Genomic DNA, 25,899 nt, shown 5'->3' on the forward strand with positions numbered 1-25,899 from the left:
GCCTCGTTCGTGTCGACCGCTGGGGACATCGACCTCATCCCAGCGCGCCCGGCGGCGGTGTGGCGGAACCTCCGCCCCAGGCGGAGTTATCCCTCACGAGAAGGTCCGAACTGGAACGCTCCTTCTCGGTGTCCGCCTCCACCTCGGCTTCCGCCTTGGCCTTCTCCTCCGCCTCCCGTTCGGCTTCCGCTCTTTCCTCTGCCCGCATGGTCGCGAGCTCCTCCGAGGTGAAGTCCGGCCCGCCGCAGCGCACGGGCCGCTCCTCCTCCACCGCGGTCCGCCGGTCCCCGCCCAAACTCGCGCGCCGCCATGCGGCGTAGCCCGAATCGCCGGCGGCACCCTCGGGCTCCCACGGGGTGGTGTCCCGCAGCGAGTGGTCCGGGGCAGGCCGGTCGCGCTCCCGATCGGCATCGCCGGAGACCGGGAACGGGATCAGCCAAGGCAGGCCGCCAGGGCTGTCCCACGCTCCGGTGTCCTTGGCCCCGTCCTGGTGGCGCACGACCGGGACCTGGTCCTGGAGCCACTCCGGCTCGCCTGCCGGTTCGCCCTCGCGGACGGCGGGAACGACCGGCTCGGCCGACGCACCGGCACCAGCACCGCTCGTGGCGTCAGCGGATCCGGAGCCCTCCGGCAGCTGCTCGCGGGTACCGCGCTCGCGCTCCCGGTTCGGGCCGAGAGCGCCCAGCGGCGGCACCGCGAGGGGAACGACCGGCACGCCGCCGGCCACGTTCCCGGCTTCACCCACCGGAGCAGGCGGATCGGTCGGCTGCTGCGGCGCGGACGGCACCTCGACCGGCGGCACTCCCGCGGCCGGAGCTTCCGGATCGCCCGCGGGCGGACCCGCGGCCTCCCACGGCTCAATCCCGGCGTCGAGCAGACCGGACGCGTCGGAGCGCTCGTTGCCGCCACCACCGGCGGCGCCCGGCGGCACCATCGGCGGCATCATCGGCATCCCACCGGCCACCTGCTGCCGAGGCTCCTGCTGCTCGTCCGCGCCCGGCACGTCGACCGGCGCGGCGTCCCCGGCGGGAGCCTCGACCGGGGGTGCACCGAACGGGGCTTCCGGATCACCCACCGGCGGGCCGGAACCCGACCACGGCGCACTGCCGGCGTCGAGCAGACCGGAGGCATCCGAACGCTCACCACCGCCGTTCCCACCGCCACCACCGGCACCCGGCGGCATCATCGGCGGCATCATCGGCATCCCACCGCGCTCGTCCTGCCCAGACGACGACTGCTGACCCTCACCCGGCGACCAGCCCTCCGGCGTACCGCCCGGCGGCTGACCCACCGGAGGTGGACCGCCGACCGGAGGCGGGCTCCCCGCTGGAGGCGGACTCCCGGCCGAGGGCGGGCTGCCCACCGGCGGCGGACTCCCGACCGGCGGCGGACTGCCCACCGGAGGCGGACTGCCCACCGGAGGCGGATTCCCGACCGGAGGCCCATCGCCCACGGGTGGCCCGCCGACCGGCGGCGGAACGTTGCCCTTGTTCCCTCCAGGATCTCTCGGGTTGTGGCGGCTGCCAGGGGGATTGCCGACCGGCGGCGGCCCACTTACCGGCGGCGGCCCACTTACCGGCGGCGGGGTGCCGACCGGCGGAGGCGTCCCTCCCGGCGGCGGGGTGCCTCCCGGACCGCCCACCGGCGGCGGCGCACCCACCGGCGGCGGGGTTTGGCTGTTCACCTGCTGCTCAGGGCCGCCCACCGGCGGCGGCGTACCTCCCGGACCACCCACCGGCGGCGGATCGCCCACCGGCGGCGGATCGCCGACCGGAGGCGGATCGCCCTCCGGACCACCCACCGGCGGCGGATCGCCCACGGGTGGCGGATCGCCCTCCGGGCCACCCACAGGTGGCGGCTCCTTGGGCGGCGGCGGCTCCTTCGGCGGCGGCTCGTTGGGCGGCGGTTCCTTCGGCGGCGGCTTGGGCGGCGGCGGTTCCTTGGGAGGTGGCGGCTCCTTCGGCGGCGGTGGCGCCTTCGGCGGCGGCTTGGGCGGCGGGGGCGGTGACGGTGCCTCGCCCTTGACCGGGTCCGGGGTGACGACATCGTCCTTGCGCCACTCGTAGTTGGAGGAGACCTGGACGATGACCTGGCGCATGGAGTCGGTCATGGCTTTGACGACTTCCTCGTCCTTGCTCACCATGACCTTGTCGTCTTCCATCTTCGGGGCGACACCGCGCTGCAACGCCAAGTCGGCGTAGTAGCGGTCGTAGTAGTCGACGGTCTGCGCGCCCCAAGCGAGGTAGTTGCCGTTCATCCGCAGCGTGTCGGAGATCGACCCACCCGCCTCGCTCTCCAACGCACCGTCGCTGAGCAGCCTGGCGTTCGCGTCGATGTTGTTGGCGAACGTCTCCATCTTCGCCAGGAAGGCGCGCGCCGCAGGCCCTTTCCAGATGCCGTCCGGCCCCGCCGTGGCGCGGGCCTGGGCGCGGAGGTTCTTGGCGACGGACTCCATCGTCTTCTGGGCGAAGTCGAAGTTGTTGGCGGCCTGCTGCAAGGTCACCGGGTCGACCAGTCCGCGCAGCCGGTCGTCCTGGTCCCCGATCACGGCGGCGCCACCGGTCAACGCCGCCTTGATCCGCTTCCAGTCCCACTCGTTGAAGTTGTCGTCCCCTTCAGCGGTACCGGCGGAATCGGCGAATACGGAATGCTTGTCGTCATCATCCGTAGTGGTGTTGCTGCTGTTCTCGTCGTAATTTTCCTGGTGCGAACCCACGCCTGCTCCTACCGCCCCTGAACCGCTGATGAGTTGAGATCATCCGATTCGGGAAGATCTCGAATTAGTCACCCCCGGAGTGCGCGGACCGCCCCCTCCCGCACCCCGCACCGCTACGCCGCGCCCGACTCGCGCTACTTTCCGGACTCCGTTTCACCGATGTAGGAGTACGCTTTCGCCATGATGGCGTCGAAATCGCTGCCCGCCACCTTGTTCAGGTCTTCGGCTTCGGCGTATTCCTTCAACACCCGCGCGAGGTCTTCCTCGAGGAAGTCGAATCCCTTTTCCGTGTTGTGCAGGAAGTCGTAGATGGCCGTCTTGAGCCCGGCGGAGCCGTTCTCCCCGTCGGAACCCATGACCCGGTCGCGAAGCCGGTACGCGTTGGCGAAGGCTCCCGGCAGGACCTCCACGTCGCTGACGTAGTCCTTGGCCGGTGTGATCATGGCCTTCAGCTTCAACATGTTCTGCGCGAAGGCCTTGAGCGCCTCGGTGCTCACGACGACCTCGTCGCCTTCTTTTCCCTCGTTGTCGTACTTCGGGACCTTCGGCGGGTCTTCCACCTCCGGCGGGGTCTTGTCGTCGTCCAGTTCCCAGTCGAGCTTGTCGACGTAGTCGGTATCGTCCTTCGGCCCCTCCCCGTAGCCGTCCGGCTTCGCGAGGTCCTCGGCTTTGCCGTTCTCGCCGAACCGCGGGTCGTCCTTGTACTCCTCCTTCAGGTCGAGGTACTTCTCCCACGGGTCGTTCGTCTCGTCCGGGCTGCTGGCGTGCCCCATCGCGGCGGCACTGCCACGCGCCTGGAGGAGGTCCCGATCATCCTCGGTCAGGTATCCCTCTTCGACGAAGGCGTCGATCTTCTTCCAGTCGGCGTAGTCGGTGTCCTTCCACGCGTCGCTGTCCCGCCAGTAGTCGATTCCTTGCTTCTCGCTCATGACAACCTCCCAAAGCTCGTTCTCCGGGCGCGGCCCCGATGGCCACGGCGGTGGCCGTCGGGAAATCCGGGGTCACTTCCCCGACGGCCGTACCGCATCGCGAACGCGAAATCGCTCAGCCCCGAGTCTGGTCCCAGATCTGCCGAGCGCGCTGCTCGGTCGTGCCGTAGTTGTCGGAAATGTTGAGCAGGGTCTGCCGCCCCGCCTGCAGGTACTGCGGCATCAGGTTGGCCTGCTGGTTCCACGCAGCCTTGGCTTCCCAGTAGGCGTTCTGCGCATCACCGGTCCAATCCGCGAGGCTGGACTCGACGGCCCGTTCCATTTCGGTGAGCGCCGAGCGAACCTTGTTGTTGACCGCGTCCATGTCGTAGAGAGTCGCGTCCGCGACGCTGAAGTTGAAACGATAGTCAGACATCTGCACTCCTCATCGGTCCGCGAGCGAGCGGACTCGATCGATCGGGGAATTGATGGTTCCGCTCAGACTCCAGGCAGCGGGAGGACGGAACTGAAGGAGCCGGCCTTGCTCGTCGCGTCGTCTTCAGCCGTCACGTAGTCCTTGGAGTTGATCCCCATGACCTCCATCATGCCGATCAACTTGTTGATCACGATGTTGAAGGACTTCTCCCAGTTGTCCATCGCCTGGTTGAAATTCCTGGACGCGTCGCCGTGCCAGCTCGACTGCAACGTCGCCATCATGGTGTTGACGGCGTGCATGTCCCTGGTGAAGTCACTGGCGGTGTCGCTGAACTTCTGCCCCGCGGACTGCATCCCGGGGGTCGAGGTCTGCACCTGCTGTGCCATGGAAAATCTCCTCTCGCTCTGCTCGGCGCGCACCGCACCGGAGGATCGGCGCGCGTGCGCGGGCATACGCAAGTCTCACCGCGAACATTCGCGCTGGGCGCCGACGCGGACGATCCGTACCCGAACGCCCGGCACGCGTGCCCACTCGGGCACAGCCTGGCCGCCGCGCGTTCGGCGCCGGACTTCCCGATATATAAGAGATTCCGATGGTCGAGGCGGATTCCGCGCGGACCGAGGAGGTGTGGCGTCGCATGGCGCTCGGAGCCGGTCGGGACGCGGTGCGTTCCCGAACCGAGGACAAGGTCGTGTCACTGGTCAACGCCGAGCGCACCAGGCGCGGACTGCCCCGGTTGGAAGGCGATGAACGGCTGCGCCGTTCGGCACGACGGCACAGCGCCGACATGGCGCAGCGGGATTTCTTCGCACACCGAGGATTTCGCGGCCCGTCGCCGTTCGAGCGGATGCTGGCCGAAGGTTTCGAGGACCCGGCCGGGGAGAACATCGCGGTCGGGCAGGAAACACCGGCCAGCGTGGTGCGCGCCTGGATGCAGAGCATCCCGCACCGGGAGAACATCCTCAACGGCGAGTTCCGGGCGATCGGCGTCGGACTGCACATCGGCCGCGGAACTCCGTGGTGGACGCAGAACTTCGGTTACTGAGCCGCACGCGCGATGCACCGGCGCGAGCGGGCTTCACCGCCGCGCTGCGATCCTCAAGTGGTCGGCGATCGTGTTCGCGTAGTCACACGCGAGGGGATGCCGCCGGCTGTAGAGGTTCCAGTTCCGGTCCACCTCGCACATCGCGGCCGAACCCGACTCCTCCTGCTCCAGCGCGAGGTCCCCGGCGTGCCGAGCGTCCAGCACGGAGCGGTGGGCGAGCCGAACGGCCCGCGCGGAGCTCGTGTCGCCGGTGAGCGCGAGCAACCTGTCCAGATCATCGTGCGCGAGCAGCCAGGGCAGCGAGTCGTTGATCCAGTTCTCGCCCCAGCGGAGGAGTGGGGCTCGCTGAACGAGCCGCAGCGAAAAGGATCTCCCGCGCTCCGATCCCTGCCAGGTCTCGGGCGTCCTGACCGCGGTCGCCTCCCGCAGCTCCGAATCCGGCTCACCCGCGGCGGATCGCAACGCGAGCTGCGCGGTGTCGACCCACCACCCGACCCACAGGACGTATTTCGAAAACCACATCTCGCGAACGCCTTCGGCCCTGAACCACCGCTCGCGCCGCACGTCGGTGAGCGGCCACGAGTTCGCCCCGTCCGGTCCACCGTCGTCGGGCTCCGGTGGTACCGCTCGGACCGACTCGGCCCACTTCGCCCGCAGCATCGCCACCGCGACCGCTTGCTCCGACATGGCGGCCAGAAGTTCATCGACGCGTCCCGTGGCCGAACCTCCTCCGGTGAGGGCGGGGTGCGCTGCTTCATCAGTGATCGCGGCATGCCGCATCGGATCCCGCCTTCACCGTTCCGGCCGCGGATCCGCCGCGACGGAGCCGCGCGCGGGCCGTCCGAAGAGGGAAGGCGCCCGACTCCCCCCGAAGCCGCTTCGGCATCGACGTCACCGGCATCCGGGGCAACCGGGGCAGCAGCTGATCGATGCTTCGGCCGATGCCACCGCGCGCGGCTGCGCCTGGCCGTACTCGGCGCACCGCAGGCAGGGCCGGACCTCGGTGTCGTGGAAGCGTGTTCGTTCGCTGCGACCAAAGCCGAGGAGGAGCGTCTCCACGCTCAAGCCGATACCGCTCCGGAGCTCTTTCACGGGCGGGGGCACTTCCTCACCCGGGCCGTACTCCTTACCCAGCGCAGGGACTTTCCAGCCACTGCTGCCGACGAAGTGGTCTGAATACGACAGGAAACCGCTCGTCATCCCTTATTTCTCCCGGTAGTACGGCGCGCCGGACCGCCCGCAGCGGGCCGAGACCCCAATGCCGATCAATTGATTTACCCCAAGCTAACCGAATTCGCCACCGAGGCGGAGCAAACGGGAAGCGAATGGCACCTCCAGGTACCGAAATTGCCCGAAAGGACATCACCGAACCAGCGGATCGACCTTTCCGCCACATCAGCGAGCAGGCGCGGATCACACCCCTCCCGAAACGCCCAGCCCGATCGAGGACGCAACGAGGAGCGGCAAAACCGCTGATCAGAAGCGGTGAAACCACGTCATCCCGCTCGGCTGCGCGCTGGTGGACGCCGGACAGGATGAATGGCTTCCGCCCCTCCCCGGGTCGCTCCACCCGTCCTCGGAGGGACGTACAATTTCCACCACCGATCCAGGCGCAGCGTGACCTTACCCGGGCACTACCGATCACCCGGCGAATGTGGCGACTAATGGCCAGGCCGACCAGTTGCCTGCCACGCGACCGCCGTTGCGCACGACCGATTCGCCGCACCCGCGCTCGGCGGTGGCCCTCCGCCCGGTCGCCTCGGAACAAGGTGGGTGGAATGAGCTTGAGAGTGAGAAGCAGGTTCAGGAGATGACACCGCCGAATCGTGCTCAGCAGGAGCACTCGCGCACACGAGGACCACGCGTCCTGGTTCTCGAGGACGATCCCGTGACATCCCAGATGATCACCGATCACCTGCGCCGAGCGGACTACACCACGGTGGTCGTGTCCGATGGCCTGCTCGGCTTGGAGCTGGCGCACGAGCTGCGCCCCGGCCTCGTCGTGCTCGACATGACGTTGCCGGGCCTCGACGGCGCGAAGTTCTGCCTGGAGCTGCGAACTCGGAGTCGAGTCCCGGTGATCATGCTGACTTCGCCGGACGCCGAGCAGGACCGACTGCGCGGGCTGGAGGCCGGCGCGGACGACTACCTGACGAAACCGCTCAACCCGCGAGAGCTGGTGATGCGGGTCCAGTCGGTGCTCCACAGGGTGCAGGCCAGGCCTCCCGCGCCGTCTCCCGGCATCCGACGCGCGGGCGATCTGGTGGTGGACCACTCCGCGCGGATCGCCAGCAGAGGTCGGCGGCGACTGGCGTTGACCAACCGGGAGTTCGCGCTGCTGACGTTCCTCATGGACAACCCCGGCCGGGCGTTCCGCCGCGATGAGCTGATGCGCAAGGTATGGGAGCGCGATTTCGGCGACGCCTCCACCGTGACCGTCCACATGAGACGATTGCGGGAGAAGGTCGAGCTCGACCCGTCCCGCCCGGAGGTGCTGGTGACCGTGTGGGGTGTGGGCTACCGCTTCGATCCCCCCGGTGCCCGGGACGAGCTCCGCTGAGAGCGGTGCGCAGTGGCGAGAGCAGCGGAACCGACCAGGTCCGGTCACCGCTGGGCAGCTCGGGCGGGCGCACGGATCCAGTGCGTTGCGCGACCGCACGAGCGTCTCGCGCCGGGGCGCTCCGCAACGCATCGGTCAGGCCGTCAGAGAGGTCCGGTTGCCGACGGCCCCGCCGACCGGGAGCCGCGGCGCGTTCGCCACCGTCACCAACTCCACGCGGGACCGGCAGCCGGTCTTGGCGAACAGCCTGGTCAACTGGTTCTCCACCGTCTTCTCGCTCAGTCCCAGCTTCGAACCGATCTGCCGATTGGTGAGCCCCGAACTGATCAGGCCGAGTAGCCGACCGTCGGCTGCGGACCAGGCCTGCGCCCGCGCGGCCGGCTGCAACCGCGAACCAGAGGAGGCCACCGCTGTCATCGACCGCGCGGGCACCTTCGCATCCGACGGTGGCGGGGCGGCCAGGCGCCGCGCCACGTCCCGCTGCTGGCGCGCGAAAGTCGCCGCGAGGGCCGGGCAGCTGCACCGCAGCTGCCGCCCCTCATCCCCCACGAGCAGCCCCTCCTCGACGAGTTCGTCCACCACCCGCTCGCACTCCGCCAAGTCGTCGCCCAGGGCGCGGGCGACCAACGGCACATCATCGAGGTCGAGCGCTCCGAGCGCGGCCACCGCGGCGAGCAGGCGCGGGGGGAGCGCGCCGAGCCGGCGGACGCGCAGCACCAAGTCGTGGTCCGCGGGAAGCTCGATCTCCGCGTCCGCAGCGGTCAAGCGGTGGTCGACGATCCGCCCGTGGTCCCGCAATTCCTGCACGGTCGCCAGCACGGCGCCCGGATTGCCGTAGAGCGGACCGAGCGCGGCGTGCAGCGCCTCGTGCACGCTCTCGTCCAGGTCGCCGCCCGTGATCGTCGCGACGTCCGCATTGCGCAGCGGGTCCAGATCCAGCACCTCGTCGGCCAGCTCCAGCAGTTCACGAGCGACCGAGGAAGTCTCGGAACCGGTGCGCAAGGACGCGACGACCAAGCAGCCCGGACGGCGGGCGGCGAGCAGCAGCGGGACGGGATCGGCGATCTCCAGGACGTCGTCGACGAGCACCGCGGTCTGCCCGATGCCGCCGATCTGGCCGAACGCCCGGTTGAACTCGTCCACCACGGTGACGAATCGCGCGCCCTGATCCGCCGGCTCGCCATCGCGGAGCCGTGCCAACGCGCTGATGCACTCGATCAGGGCGGGCTCGCCGGACCGGTCGAAGTCCGCCCGGAGTGCGTCGACCACGGCGCCGATCCCGTAGCGCTCACGTCCCGCGTGCACCTGGGTCACTCGCAGCCCCCGGGACAGCCAGCGTCGAGCGGCGGCCTCCAGCAACCGAGTCCTGCCGATGCCCTGCGCACCGCGGACGACCAGCAGCCGGCCGTGCTTCGTTCCGGACGACAGCGCGGTCCACAGTTCCGCCAAGACCTCGTCCCGGCCCGCGATGGCCGTCTTCTCCCGCGTCATGATCGTCGTCCTCCTGCATCGCCGCGTCGCCTTCGACGCCTTGGCTCGACGGCCGCACGCTATCGCCGGGATCAGCGGAACAGCAGGAGATCAAGAATCCGGAATGACATATTTCAGAACGGTGTAATATGTTCCACTCGGCCAACATTCACGCAAGAAATCATTAAGGATCCTGTCATCACGTGAATGCAAACCGTCCCGGGATCACTGGCAATACTGGGACTGTGTTCACTCATCGACCCGCGCACCAGCCCGCCACCCCGGACCACCTGACACTCCCCGACGCGGCCCTCCAGCGCACGACCCCGCGGGGCAACACTGCTCGAGAACGCGGGCCGAGTGCCCGTTCGGTCGTCCGGGGCGAAGTCGTCGATCGAATCGTCGACGTCTGCCTGCACCGCCCTGACGTCCCGCTCGTCGTGGTCACAGGCCCCGCCGGGATCGGCCGCAGCACGACTCTCGCGCAGGCGCGGCTGCGGCTCACCGACGAGCGCATCTCCACGGTGAACGTTCCGATACCGCGCAGGGAGTGCGACGCGGCGCACCTCGCCGCCCGACTCGCCGACGAGCTCGGTGCGCCGACCGCTCGCGGCGACTCCGCACCGGCCTCGTTCCGGCGGCTGCTGGCGGCACTGACCGGGCAGCGCGACCGGCTCGTGGTCTTCCTCGACGACGCACACCGGCTCAGCCCGGAATCCGCCGGCTCCATCACCGCCGTCCTGAAGGCGCTGGCAGGTACTCGCATCACCCTGGTCTGCTCCGCTCGCAGCGGCGCAGCCGACCGGGCGGACCTCGATCAGCCGGCGGAGAACGGGCTGGTGCACGAAGAACGGCTCCGCCCGCTGGGCGGAACCGAAGTGGAGCAGGTCCTCTCGGAACTCCTCAACGCGGTGCCCGCACCCGGAATGGCCGCCGCGATGCGGAACTCCTGTCGAGGTCTCCCCGCCGTCATCGAGGCCGCGGTCGAGGGGTATCTGGCATCCGACTGCCTGCGGGTGGTCGACCGCCAGGTGCACCTGGTGCGGGACCGGGCTCCTCGCCTGCCGAACACCCATCCGCTGTTCACCGACCTGTGCGAGCCGAAATCGCCGGCCCGGGCCGTGCTGAAATCGCTGGCAGCGCTGCATCCGCTGGACGAGGCCGCGCCGTCGCTGATCGCGGACTGCGTCGACCGCGGCGAGGACGAGGTCCTCGAAACCCTGCGCGCGCTGGCTGAAGCGGGCGTGCTGCTACCCGGCCCGCAGCCGAATTCCTGGCGGTTCCGCGTGCCGATGCTCGCCACCATGCTCGCTTCCTGCGCGGGTCCCTTCGAACGGCGCAGGATCGCATTGCTCGCCGTGCGCGTCCTCTGGCACGGCGCACCGTGCACGGACCCCGACTACCTGCCCGAACGACTGGTCGACGCGGGCGGGTTGGTGGCTCCCGAGCGTGCCGCCGCGCAGTTGCTGGCGCACAGCGCCTCGGATGTGCACGACGATCGCGAGGCGCGATGGCTGCTGGCGGCGACCGAACTGACCACGGATCCCACCCGCCGAGCCGCGGCGCTGCACCGGCACGCCGTGTCGTGCGCGGTCGGGCAGCGGTTCGGTTCCGCCGCCGAATCGGCCGACCTCGCGCTGCGCGCGCTCCCCCACGAACTCTCGACCATCCCGGCACAGCAACTGCAACTCGTCTACGTGGCCGGTTTGGCCGGCCGCGGTGACACGACCGCGTTGCACGACTTCGCCCGGGAGGGTTGGCGGTCGCTTCCCGGCGGTGCTGCGGCCCGCACCGTGACCCGAGCCGCCGCGCTCTGCCTGCTCGACCGATGGCGGGAAGCTCACGAGCAGCTCGCCGCCGAATCCCAGCAGTGGCGAGCGGAAAGCCCCGCCACGGCGGCGTTCGGCCGGGCCATCGATCAGGTGGCGGCGTCGATGCTGGGTACGGCGTCCCGCCACGAGCAGACCGAGGACGACACGAGCAGCGCCGCCTGGCCGGCGAACCAGCTGGTGACGAACGCGCTCCACCTGCGCGGCGCGGCAGAACTCGATGATATCGGGGCGCACGAGCAGTGGGACGAAGCGCTCGACGCCGCCCGGTCCACGATGGCCGCGGCAACGGTCCACGGCCGAGCTCCCGGGCGGACACCGATGTACCGGGAAGCGGTGACGATCCTGACCGCCCGCGGCCGGCTGAGCAGGGCGCGCGCCGTGCTCGACGAAGCTCGCTCGCAGCACCTGCTGCTGCCGCACCTGCTGGCCGGGCCCGCCGCGGACTTGGAACGCACGATCGGCGCCCACGACCGCTCCCGCACGATCATCGAGCAGGGGCTCGCTCGCGCTGGCGCGCACGGGCTCATCGTCGGCACCGGTGAACTGTGGCTGCACCTGGCCGAATGGGAGTCGCGGCACGGGGACCAGATGGCCGGACGGAAGTGCGCGGCGCGGATCGAGCGGATCGCCGACCGTGTGGGGACCACCACCGCACGACGCAATCACCTTCTCGCACGAGTGCTGGTGGAGCATGATCCGGCTGCCGCGCGCGAAGCGGTCGAGCTCTCCCGCTCCCGTCGCCGGAAGGTCGAGTTGGCCCGCACCGTCCTGATCGTGGCTGAAAGCGGGCTCGGGGACCCGGGGCTGCTACGGGAGGCATACCGGACGTTCGGCGAGCTCGACGCCCTGATTCCGCGAGCGCGGCTGCGGCTGCTGATGCGCGCGCGCAACATCGCTGTCGCGGGCCGGAGCGCGACCCTCGCCGAGAACGAACGGTTGCTCGCGACCCTCGTCACGGACGGATTGACCAACCAGCAGATCGGTGTCGTTCTCGGAACCGGCGCGAAGAGCGTGGAGGGGCGGCTGACCCGGTTCTTCCAGCGCGCCGGGTACCGGTCGCGCGCCGAGCTGGCCACTGCGATGTTGCGCGACGTCGCGTCGGCGTCCGCGTGAGGACGTCGTGCCGCGGCGGCTGCGGGCCCGGACGCAGCCGCGCAGCCCACAGCGCCGGCCAAGACGGACGAAGGACACCGATCATCCCCGCGCCGGGTTTCGGGCGTGCTGCGAGGGGATTTCGGCACCATCTCCTGCCGTTCCGCGCCTCGCACCGTGCTAGATGATTCCGGAACGCATGGCGTACGCGACCAGCTGCGGACGATTGCGCAGGTTGAAGCGACTCGTCATGGCGTAGATGACGTTCTTCACGGTGCGTTCCGAATAGCACATCCGGGTCGCGATCTCCTCGGTGTCGCACCCTTCGGTGAGCAACCGGATGACGTCGATCTCGCGACTGGTCAGCCCGGAGGAGTTCAGACCACGCGGAGCCAGCACCTCTTCGTTCAGGTTCTGCACTTGGCGCAGCAGATCACCGAGCAGGTTGGGCGGTAGCAGACCGCCGCCTCCGGCCACGACGTCGATCGTGCTGACCAGCCGCTCCTCGGTGGCCGCGCTGCGATGCAGCACCGCGACCACGCGGCATTCGACCGCGGCCAGCAGCTGGGTCCGGTCGAGCTCGTTGGTCACCAGCACCATCGGCGCCGAGCACTGGGTGGCGGCCCTGCGCATGTTGACCATGACATCCGTGGTGATCCGGTCGGCGGCGACCACCAGAACATCCACGTCGGCTGGGAGTTCGCCCGTCGCGACGAACACGTCGAGGCGGCCCATCAACGCCTGCGTCAAACCGTTCAGCGTGATGGGATCAGCTGCCCAGGCCGCTACCCGCACGCGCTTCGCGGACTCTTGCTCCTCGTGCAGGGCCGGCGACGATTCTGCTGATTCGGCTTGGGAAGTCATCCCGATCATCCTCCGAAACTGGGAAGCGAGCAGTTCGGTTGCGCAGCGCCTTCGAACCGCTCCCCCACGGCGGATAATCCGCGGCAACGCGCGACCACCTCAAGTGTCCGCACCCCTCGGCGCAATCCAGACCTCGTTCGCGGCGGACGGGGATTCCCCCCACTTGAAAGCCGATACCGCCAACTGGATCAAGGGCGCACCTTTCCGGACTGCTCGATTCCTCCGCAGCGTGCCGCCGATCTCCGGCGACACGACTGTGCCGTTGCCACGGGTTCACGACAACGGCACAGCCCGGCCATCGGCCGACGTGGATCAGAACGGGTGGAAGCTCGGCCCTTCGACGGTGGCGATGTTCAAGCCCGCCCGGCCGTCGTAGGTGACCGGGCCGATGAGCGCGCCACCGCCCTGGTGGATCTCAACTCGCTCCGGCTTGTCGCCGTCGAATTCGAACTTCTCGCAGGCACCGCTGGGAACGAGCGTCGTGGCCATGCCACCGCGCTCCGGGAACACCGCGTAGGAAGCGTAAGACCCCTTCGAGCACAGTGTGAAGACCCCGGGAGTGGCAGCCTGCGCGGTCCCCGCCGTCGCCATGGCGAGCGCGGCACCCACGACCGCGGTCAGCGCCGTTCCACGCCCCATCCGGCGCCGCGTGTCCTGATTCATCGGTTTTCCCCTCTGCCGAATTTCATTTGCCGAACACAGTCAATCAGGCGAAACGGAGTTCAGCGCACCGGTACCACGAAGCGATCACGTACGTGAATCACCCATGCCCGATCGCGCATTCCCATACCACGGCTTCAGCAAGCTGATCTCATTTAATGAGTCTGGAAACAAAAGTTTCCCATTTGCCGTGACCACGTTCCAGGGAAATCCCGCACGAGGCCGCTCGCAGAAGTGCGCGCAGGACGTTTCGCAGACTCAGGAGCGTGGCGCCGCGTCAGCGGTCGTCCTCACCGCAGAGCCGACGATCGGGCTTTCACGACTCCTGCGAACCAGCATTCCAGCACTGCTCTCCCGGTCCGCACCGGCCGAGAGATCACCTTTCCTCCGCACACCCCGGGAGCGTCGAACCGATACCCGACACCCCAGACGGTGATCAAGAGCTCGGGCATCGGCGGTTCATCCTCGATCTTCTCCCGCAGCCACCGCACGTGGCGGCCGCGGTGGGCGCACCGCCGAATTCCTGCGCCTGGAACTCCCGCATCAATTCGTCCCGCCGAAGCTACCCGGCCGGGATCGGCCAACACGAACAGCAGCAGGTCGAACTCCTCGGTCCGCAGGCTCGACGCTCGTCCGCTCTTGGCGGCCGTCGGCGCCACCACGGGATCATCGGCGCTCAGCGTCTCGGAAGACCCCGGGGCGCTCGTGCGACCGGAGCACGGTCCGGACCTGCAACACCGGCTCACCGCTGATCGGATCGGCCTGCCTGAACAAGCTCCGTGCCGCAACGGCGTTCACCACCGACCATGCCATGACGCAAGTCGGCACGCGGGGAAAGCCGACCGGAGAACCTTTGGCTGATCAGAGATTGCGGACATCATCCGTTCGCGACCGAACATGCCGTTACGGCGAACCAGCCCACCAGCAGCCCGCGCCGGTGCGGGGCCCCGCAACACTGGGAGCCGGGCACCACCCGTCTCACGAAGCCACCGAGGTGCGATGCATCCGGGAGAACGAGCGGGTCGAGCTCAGCTCATCGCGCTCACGGCGAGGTACCCCGCCGGAGATCTCAACGGCGACATGCCCTCCCCGAAATGGGCACACGAGCTGGCCGCGGCGCGGATGCCGTACGGAAGCGCGCCGCAATTCGCGCCCGCCTTGGTCGCACCTCGTGCGGGACGGCTACCAGCCCGCTTCGTCCTTGCCGAGCCCACGGATCTGAACGCCACGCGTTGCCGGAAGGGGGCGAGATCAAGGGCGCACTGTGCGGAAGCACCCCGAACGGGAACCACGTTTTCGCTGTTCAAAGGACTACGGTGGGCGCAGTTGGGTTCGAACCAACGACCCCTTGCTTGTAAGGCATCAGTGGCCCAGCGGTGTGCGTGACCAGGAACTTCCTGGTCGGCGGCGAGCGTGGGGGCCACAGTTAAGGGGTCGCAGAACGATCTTGCCCAGCGCATCGGGAATTTCACCCGTCCAGACCAACCGATGCGCCGCAGATATTGTCTACTTCAAGATCGGCCGGGTCGCTCTCGCGCTAAAGCGCTCGCTCGAACTTCCCTGGCGAATGGTGCGACCGTGTGTGGCAACGGAGGATGCGCCGGCGAGGTCAGATCGCACACCGGCGCACGTAGCGCGGATCGGTCGCCGAGCAGTGCGTTGCATCACAGTGGCGAGAGACCGCGCAAGCTGCTCGCATCGACAAGGGCGGAGGAAGTCCGAGGCAACATCGCCGTGAGGAACACCGATTCGTTCGCTCGTCGGCCGAGGGACTGAGGGGAGTGTGGCCAGTGACCTATTTTCACATGCTCGAGCCGTCCGCATTCGATGAGTCGACGTCGTCGATCCGCAGTGTGCAGTCCGAGGTCGACGACTACGACGCGCTCGATGACGCGTTCTGGTGGGACCACGGGTACCGCCACCTGCCTGATCAGTTGCACATCGCGCCGGGCGACCGAGTCCTCGACGTCGGTTGCCGCACGGGCAAGTCCGCGCGCTGGCTGGCTAACGCGCATAGAGCGCAGGTGCTCGGAACGGACCCTTCGCCAGCGATGATCAGAACAGCCGAAGAGAGACCGACGCTGGGGGTCCGGTATCGACGAACTCCACGAGGATCTCTGCGCGGTATCCCCGACTCCTCCGCGGATGCCGCCTACGCAGGTTTCGTCGTCAGCTGCGAGTTCCTCGACCCGCTGGTCGAACAGCTCTTCTCCGAAGTCCTGCGCGTCCTGCGGCCCGGATCCCGCTTCACCGTCCTCGACGTCAACCCCTCTGCCGTCGGCATCCACTTCCCGGGCATCGTCTACGGTCAACTCGGCCGAACTGCCCGGCCCGGCGAGATGGTACCTCTCAGCCTCCAGCGGCGCGACGGTACGTGGACGCGCTCCCGCCGGCTGCACCGGCCGCTCGGATCCGTTCGCGGCATGCTGGAATCCGCCGGGTTCACCGTGGATCGGATCGACATCCCGCTCGTCCGCACCCTCGTGCTCTCCTCCCGCCAACCCGCCGAGCACGCACCGTTCTACCTGCTGACGAGCCGCACATGACGGGCCGGTGCAAAGATCGGACGGCGGCCGCGCCCCGGAGGCCTGGAGGGATGGCGGCGAAGCCTTTACGGTCCGGCGCTCCGCCTAGCCATCAGAGCTGTTCAGCTCGCTTGGCCGAGTACATGGCCGCATCGGCGCGGCTGAGCGCGTGGTGCGCAGTGTCGTTCGGTTCGAGCGGTACGTACCCGAAGCTGGCGGTGATCCGGTACTCCTCCCCCTCCAGCAGAACCGGTTCGGCCAGACGTTCGCGGAGCCGTGAGCACAGCGAGCCCGGGTCGGCGGGTGCCGGGTTGAGCAGGACCACGAACTCGTCCCCGCCAAGGCGGGCCAGCGTGGCCCTGCCGTCGAGCTCGGTTCGCAGCTTCGTGGCCGTCGCCCGCAGCACGGTGTCCCCCGCTTGGTGTCCCCACCTGTCGTTGACCTCCTTGAACTGGTCGAGATCGATGTAGAGGAGGCCGAGGTCGGTGTGCTGGGCGTACGCCTGGGGGAGGGCCTGTGCGAGGACGTCCAGCAGAAGTGCTCGGTTCGCCACCCCGGTGAGCGGGTCGTGCGTGGCGAGGTGCCGCAGGCGCTGGTGCACCTCCTGCAGCCGACGCGCCGTCGTGAGCTGACGCACCACGACGAGACCGACGACTCCGACGAGGAAGTAGACCTCCGAGGGACGCGGGCTGTCGATGGTCGCCCGCACGGCCGTGAACGCGCACACCGCTGCCAGCGGAACGTAGGGAAGAACGAGTGGAGGAAGGTTGGTCGCCACTCGCGACAGTCCGTTCTCCGGGGCGAGCGCGGCGACAAGCATGAAGTAGGGCGCCATCATGTACCCCACATCAGCGATGTTCGGCGGAGCGGAACTGCTGTTGCTGATGGAGAACGCGTAGAGGGCGTCCGAAGCACCGATCGCGATGAGCCCGGCCAGCAGCCACACCAGCGGTAGTCGCCAGTTGCGATGCATCAGGACCGATATCAGGACCGCGAGCACGATGAGGACGAGGTCGGCCACCGCGTAGGACACCGCCAGCAGCACTTCGCCGAGGCTGGCGGATCCGCGCTCCACGGCCGCTCCGAACGTGACCTGCCACACCAGACCGAGCAAACTGGTAGCGACGATCAATCCGTCGATCACCAGAACGCGCGGGCGTGTGATGGCATCGATGGCACCGGTGCGGGCGTGCTCGTTCTTGGCGATGTGCAGCAACGCGAAGAAGGTGAAGACCGGCAGTCCCAGGTAGAGCGCGTTCTCGACGTCCGGGAAGGTCGCCGCGCGCTGATCCACGCTGCGGTGCCACGTCCACACGGCTTGCCCCACGCCCCAGCCGAAGAGGGCGAGCGCCATCAGGGGCCGCCACCAGCGCCCCGTGCCCGACTTCGAAGGTGCCCGTCCGGTCCAGGCGAACGCGACGGCGGCCGCAAGGGCACCGATGAGCCCCGTGAGGTCTGCTACGGCCCACCTGATGGGTTCCGTGAGCGCTCCGGACACGACCAGCAAGACGGGCACGGCCACCACTGACATCACGAGCCAAGCCGCGCGGGGCCACCTCCACGACATCCGTTCGTTCTCCTGCCTGCCCCGTCCGCGGCGGACCGCGGGCCCAAGTCGGCCGACGCGAGCATCCGGTCGGGCGGAAGCCCGGCTCCCCGGTCGGTTCGGTGTCTTTCGTCCGCAGCCGGTGGATCGAAAACCTTGCCTTCGCAGACCCGGGCGCCGCAACGTGCAGGCGCGGGCCGAATCCCGCCTTGCCGATCTAGCGGTGTCCGGATCGTGCTGGGCGCGTTGCGCACGTCCACTGCGGCGTCGAGTTCGGCGGGCGCTGCGCGTCCCGAAGAGCTCCGCAAGCCGTCCCGCGCCTCCGAGGCTACCGGTACCAAGGCCTCTGCTGCGGCGGGCGGAGCGGCTGATCTCGCCATCCCCCGAGGAAAACGAATGCCCGGTGCCCTTCGAGGAGCCATCGACCGCCCTCCGCCGGGCCCCAGGCATCTCGTGCCCCACTGCCGGACTCGGGTGCCGGGGTCCCCCGCGGCTCGAACGCTGAGGCACGCGGTACGGCTCGGCCTAGTTTCCGGTGACGGTTCTGCGGGCGCTCACGATCAGGAACGGGGGCCGTTCCGTCGCGGCGTGCCACCGCTGCCGCCGCTCCGGTTCAACCGGGTCGTCGTCCCGCCCGTCGGCTGGATCCAGCAGCGGCTCGCGCTGCTCGACGTCCTCGAATCCGGCCTCTCCCAGCACCGAGTCGTAGGTGGCGCGCGTCCAGTAGGTGTCGGTGATCGAACTCCAGCTGCCGTCCTGCCGCCGCATCCGGACCGGGAGCCGATCCCCTTCGGAATAGGTCACGTCTGGTTCGCCCTGCACCACGTCTCCGAAATCCACTCCCGTGGTGTCGGGATGGCTGTCGAGCAGCACCACGCGCCCCCCGGGCCGCACTACGCGTGCGAGTTCGGCGACCACTGCCCGCAGTGCTGCCATGTCCGGCAAGCACACCGCCAGGAAAGCGGCCCACGCCGCATCGATGGAGTCGGTGGGGAGACCGGTGCGGTCTGCCGGCCTGTGGACGAACCTGGTGTGTCCCGCCGGGTCCGCACCGCGCCGAGCCGCGCGAATCATCACCGACGATCGATCCACGCCGACAACGGCGCTGGCGGTGTGCTGCGCGATCCATGACGTGACCGTCCCGTCCCCGCACCCCAGGTCCAGTAAAGTCTGGCGCTCGCCGTCGAACCGGTCAGGTGCGAGCAACTGCGGCAGGGCGCGATAACCAAGCCGCCACCACAGCGCGGTGTCGAACTCCGCGAAGCGCTCCGCCACCCCATCGGCGTTCCAATCGGTCAAGTAGTCCTCGGTCATGATCGCAACACTAGGAGAGGCCATCCTGCGCGGCCGCTCGAACCGTCGGGTTCAGAGAAGATCGTGGCCAGGGAAGTACGCGGGGCCGCTCCGCTCAGGAACGGCCCCGCCTGAGCGAGCGGTAGAGCACGATGTGGCGTTCGGCCGCCGTCCGCCACGTGTGCGCGGCGGCCAGCGCCCGCCCGGCCTCCCGACGGTCCGGGTCATCATCGGCCAGCGCGGCAGCGAGCTCGGCGGCGAAGGATTGCGCGCTGTCGGCGAAGCGGGCGGCGGCGCCGAAGACCTCCCGCAGAACGGGCAGTGCTCGCACCACCAGCGGAGTTCCGGCCGCCAACGCCTCCATCGCGGCCAGCCCGAATCCCTCCTTGGTGGACGGGAACGCGAAGGCGCTGGCGGCGGCGACCAGAGCGGGGAGGTCGTCCTCAGCCACCGGCCCCAGCACCACCGGTTCGACACCGAGCTCGCGGGCGCGGTCCTCCCAGCGCCGCCGGTATTCGCGGTAGTCGAAGAGGGTTTCGCCGCCGGCGATGACCAGTGCGATGTCGGGTTGCTGCTCGCGCAGCAACGCGTAGGACTCCAGCAGATCCAGCGATCCCTTGCGCGGCTCGATGCCGCCGACGGTGAGCACGTAGCGGCCCAGCCTGTCGGTCCAGTGCCGCCGGTCCTGTTCGGTGGTTCCGGCGAACCGGTCGTACGCAACCCCGTTCGGGATCACCTCGGCCTCGACACCCCATCCCGCGCTCAGCTCGTCGGCGACCGAGCGCGAGACGCAGACGTGCGAGTGCGGGGCGACGATGGCGCGCTCGTGGCAGGCTGCCAGTTCCGGTGTGCTGAAGTGGTCGATGTGGTGCACCGTGCGCACGCAGTCGCCGACCGCGTTCGCGCTGATGCAGTCCTGGGCGTGCACCACGTCGTACTGGTCCGGGGTGAAAGCCGCGCCGAGCACCTCGATCGAACGCAGCACGCGCTCGCCCGCGGTTTCGCCGTCCGGTCCGTCGGCGAACGGTACGATCCGCACGTCCACGGCGTCGTCGACCTGCCGGAAGAACCCGGTGTCGCCACCACGCCCCAAGGTCCAGACGGCCACGTCCTCGCCGAGCACTGCCAGTGCCTCGGCCAGTGCCAGCGTGTGCACCACACCGCCACGAGGTTTCGTCGAGTAGCTCAACAGCGCGATCTTCACCTGCTGCCTCCTCGGTAAGCGGATGGTCGCAGCTCTCCGAGGTGGTGCAGCACTCGCCGGGCGCGTTCGACCTCGGCGCCCACGTCCAGCTCTGCGATGGCGAGTCCTGCTTTCGACCAGGTGCGCGCCAGGATGTCCCCTGCGGGTCCGACGACCTTCGCCTGTCCCAGGAAGCGCATGCCGCCCGTGGTCCCCGTCTGGTTAGACGAAGCGAGCACGACCTGGTTCTCCGCAGCGCGCGTCTGGTCGTAGAGGTCGAAGAGCTTGGCCTGCCGGTCCTGGGCCATTCGCGGTGCGCGATTGGTGATGCTGGTCGGCCAAGCCGATAGACAGGCCAGCACCTCCGCACCATCCAGGGCCAACGACCGCGCGGCTTCGGGGAAAGTCTTGTCGTAGTCGATGAGCATGCCCACCCTGCCGACCGGGGTGTCACACGCCGCGAAGGACTCACCCGGCGAGTAGACCTGCGACTCACCGGCGGGCAGGTGCACCTTGCGGTGGCTGCCGAGCACACCGTCACCGCTGACGCACACCGCGGCGTTGTAGCGCACGTCGCCGCCGTCCTCGCAGTAGCCGACGCACACGACCATGTCGGCGGCCAGCGAGGCGACTCGCCGGATCATCGGCGAGTCGGGAGCGAGCGCGGGCGGCAGCGCGTCCACGCCGGGGTGACGCAGCTCCGCGAGGTAGCCGCCGAGGGCGGCGTCGGGCAGGACCAGTAACCCGGCACCAGCCAGGCGAGCATCGTCGATCAGCTTGGCGATCCGAGCCAGGTCGAATTCGAGGTCACGTCCGAAATGCGCTGCCGCAGCGCCGATGCGGACCAGGCTCATGACAGGTCCGCGCCAGCCAGGTAGGCATCGGGCCGCCGGTCGCGGAGGTGTCCCATGTGCCTGCGCGCCGCTTCGAGCGCGCGGTCGACGTCGACGTCAGCGACAGCGACCCCTGCTTCGACCCCGGTGTCGGCGAGCACCTCGCCTCCAGGATCGACGACCTTGGCGCTGCCGACGAAGCGCAGCGAACCGAAGGTTCCCGCCTGGTTCGCCGAAAGCCACAGCACCTGGTTCTCCAAAGCCCTGGCCCGGTCGAACAGGTCGAAGCGGCGCTTCCACCGGTCCTGCGCGAGATCCGCCGCGGCGTTGGTGCGCGCCCCCGGCCAAGCGGACACGCAGACCCCGATCTCCGCACCGTCGAGAGCCAACGCGCGAGCCGCTTCGGGGAACGCCTTGTCGTAGCAGATCAGCATGCCCAGCCGTCCGGCGGGCGTGTCGAAGGCGTGGAAGGAGTCACCGGAGTCGTAGCTGGCGTTCTCGCTCAGCGGCTGGTGCACCTTGCGGTGGTTGCCGAGCACGCCGTCGCCGCTGACGCAGACCGCGCTGTTGAACTTCCGGTCCCCGGCCCGCTCGCAGTATCCGGCGACGACGGTCATGTTCCCGGCGAGAGCGGCCAGCCGCCGCACTTCGGGCCCGTCCAGCTCGAGCGCGGGAGGTCCCGGATCGTCGGCGGCGGAGCCGTCGAGACCGAGCAGGTAACCGCCGAGACATGCCTCCGGCAGGGCCAGCAGCTCGACACCCGCGGACCGAGCCCGCTCGACGAGCTCCTCGACGATCAAGAAGTCCTGTTCCAGGTCGCGGCCGAATTCGGCGGCGACGGCGGCCAGGCGCAATGTGCTCATGCATCCCCCATTCCGGTCACCGTCGTGGTGATCGCTGCTGTGATCTCGCCGTCGGGCCACCGCAACCCGACGCCCCCGCCCTGCACCAGTTCTCCGCACGTGGCACCGGTGGCGGGCCCCGCCGGCAGCGGGTCGCTCCCCGCGTCATCGGTGGTGAGGACCGCGAAGCCGGGGAAGCACGTCAGCCAGTCGCCCACCGTCGCTCCTGCGGGGCGCGGCACGCGAGCGACGTCGATTACCGCCGCACACCCGCTGGCTTCGGCGAGCATGCCCAGGGTGCCCACGACCCCGGCCATCGAGACGTCCTTGGCCGCCGCCGGTCTCGCGGCGGCCACCGCGCCGAGCATGGCGCGCAGTTCTGGAGTTCTCCGGTGACTGGTGGAATCCCACTGCCGACCGCGGTAGCCGCGGCGCCAGCCACCGCCGAGATCCGCGGTCAGCCGGACCTCGTGTCCCACGCGGCCACCGCCGCCCGGGACGGGATGGGCGGTGCGCCCGAGCGCGGTGAGGGACAACGAGCCGGGCACGCCGAGCTGCGTGTGCCCGCCGAGCAATGGAATCCCGCCGTAGGCGTCCGCAGCACGCCGCAGCCCGGCGACCAGGCGTCCGGCGTGCGCGGTGTTCCTGGCACCGATCGCGTCGAGCAGCCCGACCGGTTCCGCTCCCATCGCGGCGAGGTCGTTGACGTTGGCCAGCACCGCGCACCAACCGGCCCACTCCGGGTCGCGCTCGACCATCGCCGGGACGATCGCATCGCACGCCGCCACCAGGTCGCTGCCCGGGACCGGGGCTCCGTCGTCACCCACGAATCCGGCGCCGCCGAATGCACCAGGAGGCCCGGTGGCCGCGTCCAGCAGCGGCCCCAGGGGAGCTTTGGTCGCCTCCACGAGGTCGTGCACGCGACGCACGGGCCAGCGCATCAACGTGTGCGGCACACCGGCCACGTCGACCTCGCGGACCCGGTCCCAGCCCAGTCGTGCGAACAGCGGCTCGTTGCACACTTGCACGGTCGCGTCGAACCGCAGCGCACCGGCTGCCTCGGCGTGCGCGCAGGCGGCGCGCACCAGCGCCGGACCCACTCCGCGCGTTCGGCGCACCGCCCCATCGACGACCAGTCTTCCGCCGTACCACCATCCGAGATCAGGGCCGTCGGTCGCCGGACCGAGGCGGACTCCCCCGAGCACGCCGCCATCGGCGGAGCGGGCCACCAGGACGACCGTCCGCGGATCATCGTCCCGATCATCCCGGTCGGTTCCGGCGAAGAGGCCCTGTTCCCGCACGAACACCTGGTGCCGCAGGCGTCGGTACGCGGCGAGGGCCCCGGCGTCGGCCGCTTCGATTCGAAACGGTGGCTGCCCGGACAGGGTCGCGCGGTCGCCGAGCAGCGACAGGACGTCCGGCATCGGCATCGGCGGGCTTCCGGGCGGAAGCAGCTCTTCGTAGGCGATCACACTCATCCTCCCGCCGTCCTCAGCACCGAGCAGGCACCGCAGGCCGCGCACCCCGCGCCCTGATCCGCACCCGACATTCCGGCGCGCCTGAGCAGCCCGGCCACCGCGTCCGTCACGTAGGCCAGCAACTCCCCGCTGGGCGCCTCGACGCCGTCACGGGCGGCCAGCGTGCCCGCCATCGGCCGGAAAGGGACGACGAACGGATACACGCCCCGCTCGATGAGCCCGGCGGCACCGTCGATCAGTTCGTCGGGGTCCTCCCCAAGGCCGACCAGCAGGTACGTGGACACCCGGTTGTGGCCGAACACGCGCACGGCCTCGTCCCACGCCGCCTCGTACTCGGCCAGCGGAACCTGCGACTTCCCGGGCATCCAACGGCGCCGCACCTGCTCGTCGAGGGCTTCGACGTGGATGCCGATCGCCGTGGCTCCGGCGGCCTCGAGCTCACCGATCCAGCGCAGTTCACCGGGCGGTTCGCACTGCACCTGGATCGGCAGGCCGGGCACTGCCGCGAGCACCGCGCGCACCGAACGCGCCAGGTTGCGCGCACCGCGATCCGGTCCGGCGGTGGTGCCGGTGGTCAGCACCATCTGCCGCACCCCGTCGAGCCGCACGGCGGCCGCTGCGACCTCGGCCAGCTGCGCGGGCGTCTTGGCCGCGACCGTGGCGCCGCCGCGCAACGATTCCTCGATGGTGCAGAATCGGCAACGGTCGGATTCGGCGTAGCGAACGCAGGTCTGCACCACGGTGGTGGCGAGCACGTCCGCGCCGTGCAGCCGGGCGATCCGCTCGTAGCGCACGCCGTCCGCGGTGCTCAGGTCGTAGAACCTGGGCCTGCGCACCGGGGTGATTTCGACCCCGACGTCCTCCTCCCCCAGCCAGACCCGGCCATCACGCACCGAGTACGGGCTGGCGGGGTTGGTGGGCAACGCCGCTCCGGCGCCGTCGACGAGGACGTGGCCGTCGTCGCTGGGCCCCGCGCCAGCCGGTCGCGCGACCTCGGCATCCATCCGGACCCCGTGCAACGCCAGCTCCGCACGCGTCATGATCCGCACGTCCACCGCCGTGCTGTTCCGCTCCTGGCCGGTATCGATGCTCACGACACACCTCCATGAATGGCCTGCGATTCCCCGCGAGCGGCGCCCGGCACCCGCGCTCGGACCCGAAGTCCGAGGGCGGGTGCGCGGCCGTCGCCGCACGCCGCGGCGAATCTCGGGATGAGATTTCGAAACAGCGGCTCAGAGCTGGTAGGTGGAGTTGATGATGGCGCCCTTCCGCGCGTAGTGGATGACCGCGTCCTGCACGTCGAGCGGATGGGTGGGAATGACGCCCTCGATGAGGTCCTCTTCCCGCGCTCCGTGCAGCGAGAGCCCGAACCGGCAGCAGTACACCTTCCCGCCTTCGGCGATGAAGGTCTTGAGCTGGTCGTTGATGTTGTGCTCGCCGGGGAAGGCGGAGTTCCCCGTCGTCGGGAATCCACGGGTGGCAAGGCAGTTCAGCGAACCCGGCCCGTAGAAGTAGACGGCCGACTCGAAGCCCTTGCGCAGCGCGCGGGTCGCCTGCAGCACGGCCACGAAGCTCACCGAGGATTCGTGCGCGATGCCGTGCACCAACGTGAAGTAGGTTTCCCCGTTCTCCGCCTCGTAGTCGGGGAACACCTTGGTGGCCCCGTAGATGCTGGACCCTTCCGGCAACGACGGGTGCGGAATCTCGTCGCGGGACTTGCGCTCGACATCGGTGAGTTCGACGGTCTCGGTCATGTTTTCTCCTCTGATCACGATGTTTTTCAGTCGTAGAGCGCGGCGAAGGCCTCGCGGAACACGAGCTCGCCGAAGTAGCCGTCACCGGCCGCGGACCGCATCCGGGCGTACTCGCCGGGAAAGTCACCCCACGGTTGGTCACTGGCGAAGAGCACGCGGTCGTGGCCGATGCCGCGGTGCTCGATCTCCCGGGCGAGCCAGTGCGGGGCGAAGCCGATGGCCCAGGAGAGGTCGGTGTACACGCGCTTTCCGGCGGCGACCCAGTCGAAGAATCGCGAGCCGGCCAGCTTGATGTGGCCGCTCATGCCCCCGCCGAAGTGCACCAGGTGCACCGCGCAGCGATCGGCGTACCAGTCGACCAGGTTGCCCACCTGGTCGATGTCGGAGGCGGCACCCGGCGAGGTGTGCACGTGCACGACCAGGCCGTGGCGCTCGGCGACCGCGAAGATCTCGTCGAGCAGGGGTCGGCACTCCGGCGCCGTCGGTGATCCACCGAGCAGGAAGCTCAGCTTCAGCGCCCGCACACCGGTTTCACCGGCCAACGCGAGCGCCTTCGCCGTGCGCGCTCGATCTTCCGGTCGCGCGGACACCCACAGCCCGGCACGCACCCGGTCGTCCCGCTGGGCGGCTTCCAGGACCAGCTCGTTGTGCGCGAAGGCGACGTCAGGGTCGGGCACGCCGTAGTTGGGCAGTACCAGGGCTCGTTCGGTCCCCTCCGCGTCCAGATCGGACAGCAACTGGTCGACCGTGGCTCGGGCGGTGGTATCGGCATTGATGGCCGGACCACCGTAGAAGGGATGCGCTGGCAGCACCCCGAGATGCCGGTGCGCGTCGAAGACCAGGTCGTCGCTCACTGCTCACC

General features: G+C 69.4%; 23 protein-coding genes and 1 pseudogene. 5 read left to right on the plus strand and 19 right to left on the minus strand.

The genetic code is table 11. The features are described 5' to 3' along the window. Positions 1–34: 34 nt before the first annotated feature. The 4 genes from ABZ805_RS03700 to ABZ805_RS03715 all read right to left on the minus strand — a co-directional run bounded on the left by ABZ805_RS03700 (position 35) and on the right by ABZ805_RS03715 (position 4,446). Entirely contained in the window at positions 35–2,716 is a 2,682-nt protein-coding gene (locus tag ABZ805_RS03700) for a hypothetical protein (protein ID WP_358433794.1), read from the minus strand. A 134-nt stretch (positions 2,717–2,850) separates the two neighbouring features. Continuing rightward, the gene (locus ABZ805_RS03705; protein WP_358433796.1) at positions 2,851–3,645 is read right to left on the minus strand and encodes a hypothetical protein; all 795 of its coding nucleotides are present in this window, start codon (positions 3,643–3,645) and stop codon (positions 2,851–2,853) included. Between the two features lie 115 nt (positions 3,646–3,760). Then, positions 3,761–4,060 carry a WXG100 family type VII secretion target gene (locus ABZ805_RS03710; RefSeq protein WP_358433799.1) on the minus strand — a complete coding sequence of 100 codons (300 nt, stop codon included), beginning with the start codon at positions 4,058–4,060 and terminating at the stop codon, positions 3,761–3,763. A gap of 62 nt (positions 4,061–4,122) precedes the next feature. After that, positions 4,123–4,446, minus strand: coding sequence for a WXG100 family type VII secretion target (locus tag ABZ805_RS03715; RefSeq protein WP_358433802.1), 324 nt, complete (start codon positions 4,444–4,446; stop codon positions 4,123–4,125). 251 nt (positions 4,447–4,697) lie between these two features. Between ABZ805_RS03715 and ABZ805_RS03720 the strand changes: the two genes are divergently transcribed. Further along, positions 4,698–5,105, plus strand: a complete 408-nt coding sequence (locus tag ABZ805_RS03720; protein WP_358433805.1) for a CAP domain-containing protein — start codon at positions 4,698–4,700, stop codon at positions 5,103–5,105. Between the two features lie 33 nt (positions 5,106–5,138). Here ABZ805_RS03720 and ABZ805_RS03725 read toward each other — a convergent pair whose 3' ends face one another. After that, the gene (locus ABZ805_RS03725) at positions 5,139–5,669 is read right to left on the minus strand and encodes a hypothetical protein (RefSeq protein WP_358433808.1); all 531 of its coding nucleotides are present in this window, start codon (positions 5,667–5,669) and stop codon (positions 5,139–5,141) included. Positions 5,670–5,996: 327 nt separating this feature from the next. Then, positions 5,997–6,305: a hypothetical protein gene (locus ABZ805_RS03730; RefSeq protein ID WP_358433811.1), complete on the minus strand. Its 309-nt coding sequence runs from the start codon at positions 6,303–6,305 to the stop codon at positions 5,997–5,999. A 610-nt stretch (positions 6,306–6,915) separates the two neighbouring features. Between ABZ805_RS03730 and ABZ805_RS03735 the strand changes: the two genes are divergently transcribed. Further along, a complete protein-coding gene (locus tag ABZ805_RS03735) occupies positions 6,916–7,665 on the plus strand; it encodes a response regulator transcription factor (RefSeq protein ID WP_358433877.1) in 750 nt (249 codons plus the stop codon). A gap of 135 nt (positions 7,666–7,800) precedes the next feature. Here the strand turns inward: ABZ805_RS03735 and ABZ805_RS03740 are convergent, their stop codons facing one another. Further along, positions 7,801–9,156, minus strand: coding sequence for a LuxR C-terminal-related transcriptional regulator (locus tag ABZ805_RS03740; protein ID WP_358433814.1), 1,356 nt, complete (start codon positions 9,154–9,156; stop codon positions 7,801–7,803). A gap of 224 nt (positions 9,157–9,380) precedes the next feature. Here ABZ805_RS03740 and ABZ805_RS03745 point away from each other — a divergent pair. Together ABZ805_RS03745 and ABZ805_RS03750 are read left to right on the plus strand one after the other, a co-directional pair. Continuing rightward, a pseudogene (locus ABZ805_RS03745) lies at positions 9,381–9,872 on the plus strand (ATP-binding protein); the annotation flags it as partial. A 189-nt stretch (positions 9,873–10,061) separates the two neighbouring features. Further along, positions 10,062–12,080: a hypothetical protein gene (locus ABZ805_RS03750; RefSeq protein WP_358433879.1), complete on the plus strand. Its 2,019-nt coding sequence runs from the start codon at positions 10,062–10,064 to the stop codon at positions 12,078–12,080. A gap of 159 nt (positions 12,081–12,239) precedes the next feature. On the opposite strand, the gene ABZ805_RS03755 is transcribed toward ABZ805_RS03750, so the two are convergent. From ABZ805_RS03755 to ABZ805_RS03765, 3 genes are all read right to left on the minus strand, one after another. Then, a complete protein-coding gene (locus ABZ805_RS03755) occupies positions 12,240–12,923 on the minus strand; it encodes a response regulator transcription factor (protein ID WP_358433817.1) in 684 nt (227 codons plus the stop codon). A 312-nt stretch (positions 12,924–13,235) separates the two neighbouring features. Continuing rightward, complete coding sequence (locus ABZ805_RS03760) at positions 13,236–13,412, minus strand: hypothetical protein (protein ID WP_358433820.1); 177 nt, start codon at positions 13,410–13,412, stop codon at positions 13,236–13,238. 461 nt (positions 13,413–13,873) lie between these two features. Next, positions 13,874–14,329 (minus strand): helix-turn-helix domain-containing protein, encoded by a 456-nt coding sequence (locus ABZ805_RS03765; protein ID WP_358433822.1) that lies wholly within the window; start codon positions 14,327–14,329, stop codon positions 13,874–13,876. Positions 14,330–15,373: 1,044 nt separating this feature from the next. Here ABZ805_RS03765 and ABZ805_RS03770 point away from each other — a divergent pair. Beyond that, positions 15,374–16,129, plus strand: coding sequence for a methyltransferase domain-containing protein (locus ABZ805_RS03770; protein WP_358433825.1), 756 nt, complete (start codon positions 15,374–15,376; stop codon positions 16,127–16,129). A gap of 91 nt (positions 16,130–16,220) precedes the next feature. Here ABZ805_RS03770 and ABZ805_RS03775 read toward each other — a convergent pair whose 3' ends face one another. From ABZ805_RS03775 to ABZ805_RS03815, 9 genes are all read right to left on the minus strand, one after another. Next, positions 16,221–17,624: a GGDEF domain-containing protein gene (locus ABZ805_RS03775; RefSeq protein ID WP_358433827.1), complete on the minus strand. Its 1,404-nt coding sequence runs from the start codon at positions 17,622–17,624 to the stop codon at positions 16,221–16,223. A 555-nt stretch (positions 17,625–18,179) separates the two neighbouring features. After that, positions 18,180–18,968 carry a class I SAM-dependent methyltransferase gene (locus tag ABZ805_RS03780; protein WP_358433830.1) on the minus strand — a complete coding sequence of 263 codons (789 nt, stop codon included), beginning with the start codon at positions 18,966–18,968 and terminating at the stop codon, positions 18,180–18,182. A 94-nt stretch (positions 18,969–19,062) separates the two neighbouring features. Then, a complete protein-coding gene (locus ABZ805_RS03785) occupies positions 19,063–20,151 on the minus strand; it encodes an MSMEG_0565 family glycosyltransferase (protein WP_358433833.1) in 1,089 nt (362 codons plus the stop codon). After that, positions 20,148–20,984 carry a carbon-nitrogen hydrolase family protein gene (locus tag ABZ805_RS03790; RefSeq protein ID WP_358433836.1) on the minus strand — a complete coding sequence of 279 codons (837 nt, stop codon included), beginning with the start codon at positions 20,982–20,984 and terminating at the stop codon, positions 20,148–20,150. The genes ABZ805_RS03785 and ABZ805_RS03790 overlap by 4 nt, the downstream gene beginning before the upstream one ends. Beyond that, positions 20,981–21,826: a carbon-nitrogen hydrolase family protein gene (locus ABZ805_RS03795; RefSeq protein WP_358433838.1), complete on the minus strand. Its 846-nt coding sequence runs from the start codon at positions 21,824–21,826 to the stop codon at positions 20,981–20,983. The genes ABZ805_RS03790 and ABZ805_RS03795 overlap by 4 nt, the downstream gene beginning before the upstream one ends. After that, complete coding sequence (locus tag ABZ805_RS03800) at positions 21,823–23,283, minus strand: MSMEG_0567/sll0787 family protein (RefSeq protein WP_358433840.1); 1,461 nt, start codon at positions 23,281–23,283, stop codon at positions 21,823–21,825. Before ABZ805_RS03800 ends, ABZ805_RS03795 begins: the two co-directional genes overlap by 4 nt. Beyond that, positions 23,280–24,377 carry an MSMEG_0568 family radical SAM protein gene (locus ABZ805_RS03805; RefSeq protein ID WP_358433843.1) on the minus strand — a complete coding sequence of 366 codons (1,098 nt, stop codon included), beginning with the start codon at positions 24,375–24,377 and terminating at the stop codon, positions 23,280–23,282. Before ABZ805_RS03805 ends, ABZ805_RS03800 begins: the two co-directional genes overlap by 4 nt. 138 nt (positions 24,378–24,515) lie before the next feature. Beyond that, positions 24,516–25,037 carry an MSMEG_0572/Sll0783 family nitrogen starvation response protein gene (locus ABZ805_RS03810; protein WP_358433845.1) on the minus strand — a complete coding sequence of 174 codons (522 nt, stop codon included), beginning with the start codon at positions 25,035–25,037 and terminating at the stop codon, positions 24,516–24,518. 26 nt (positions 25,038–25,063) lie between these two features. Beyond that, a complete protein-coding gene (locus ABZ805_RS03815; protein ID WP_358433848.1) occupies positions 25,064–25,891 on the minus strand; it encodes an amidohydrolase family protein in 828 nt (275 codons plus the stop codon). Positions 25,892–25,899 lie beyond the last annotated feature (8 nt).

Origin of the sequence: Saccharopolyspora sp. NPDC047091 (assembly GCF_040643635.1) — a bacterium.
In the GTDB taxonomy this organism is placed as follows: Bacteria; Actinomycetota; Actinomycetes; order Mycobacteriales; family Pseudonocardiaceae; genus Saccharopolyspora_C.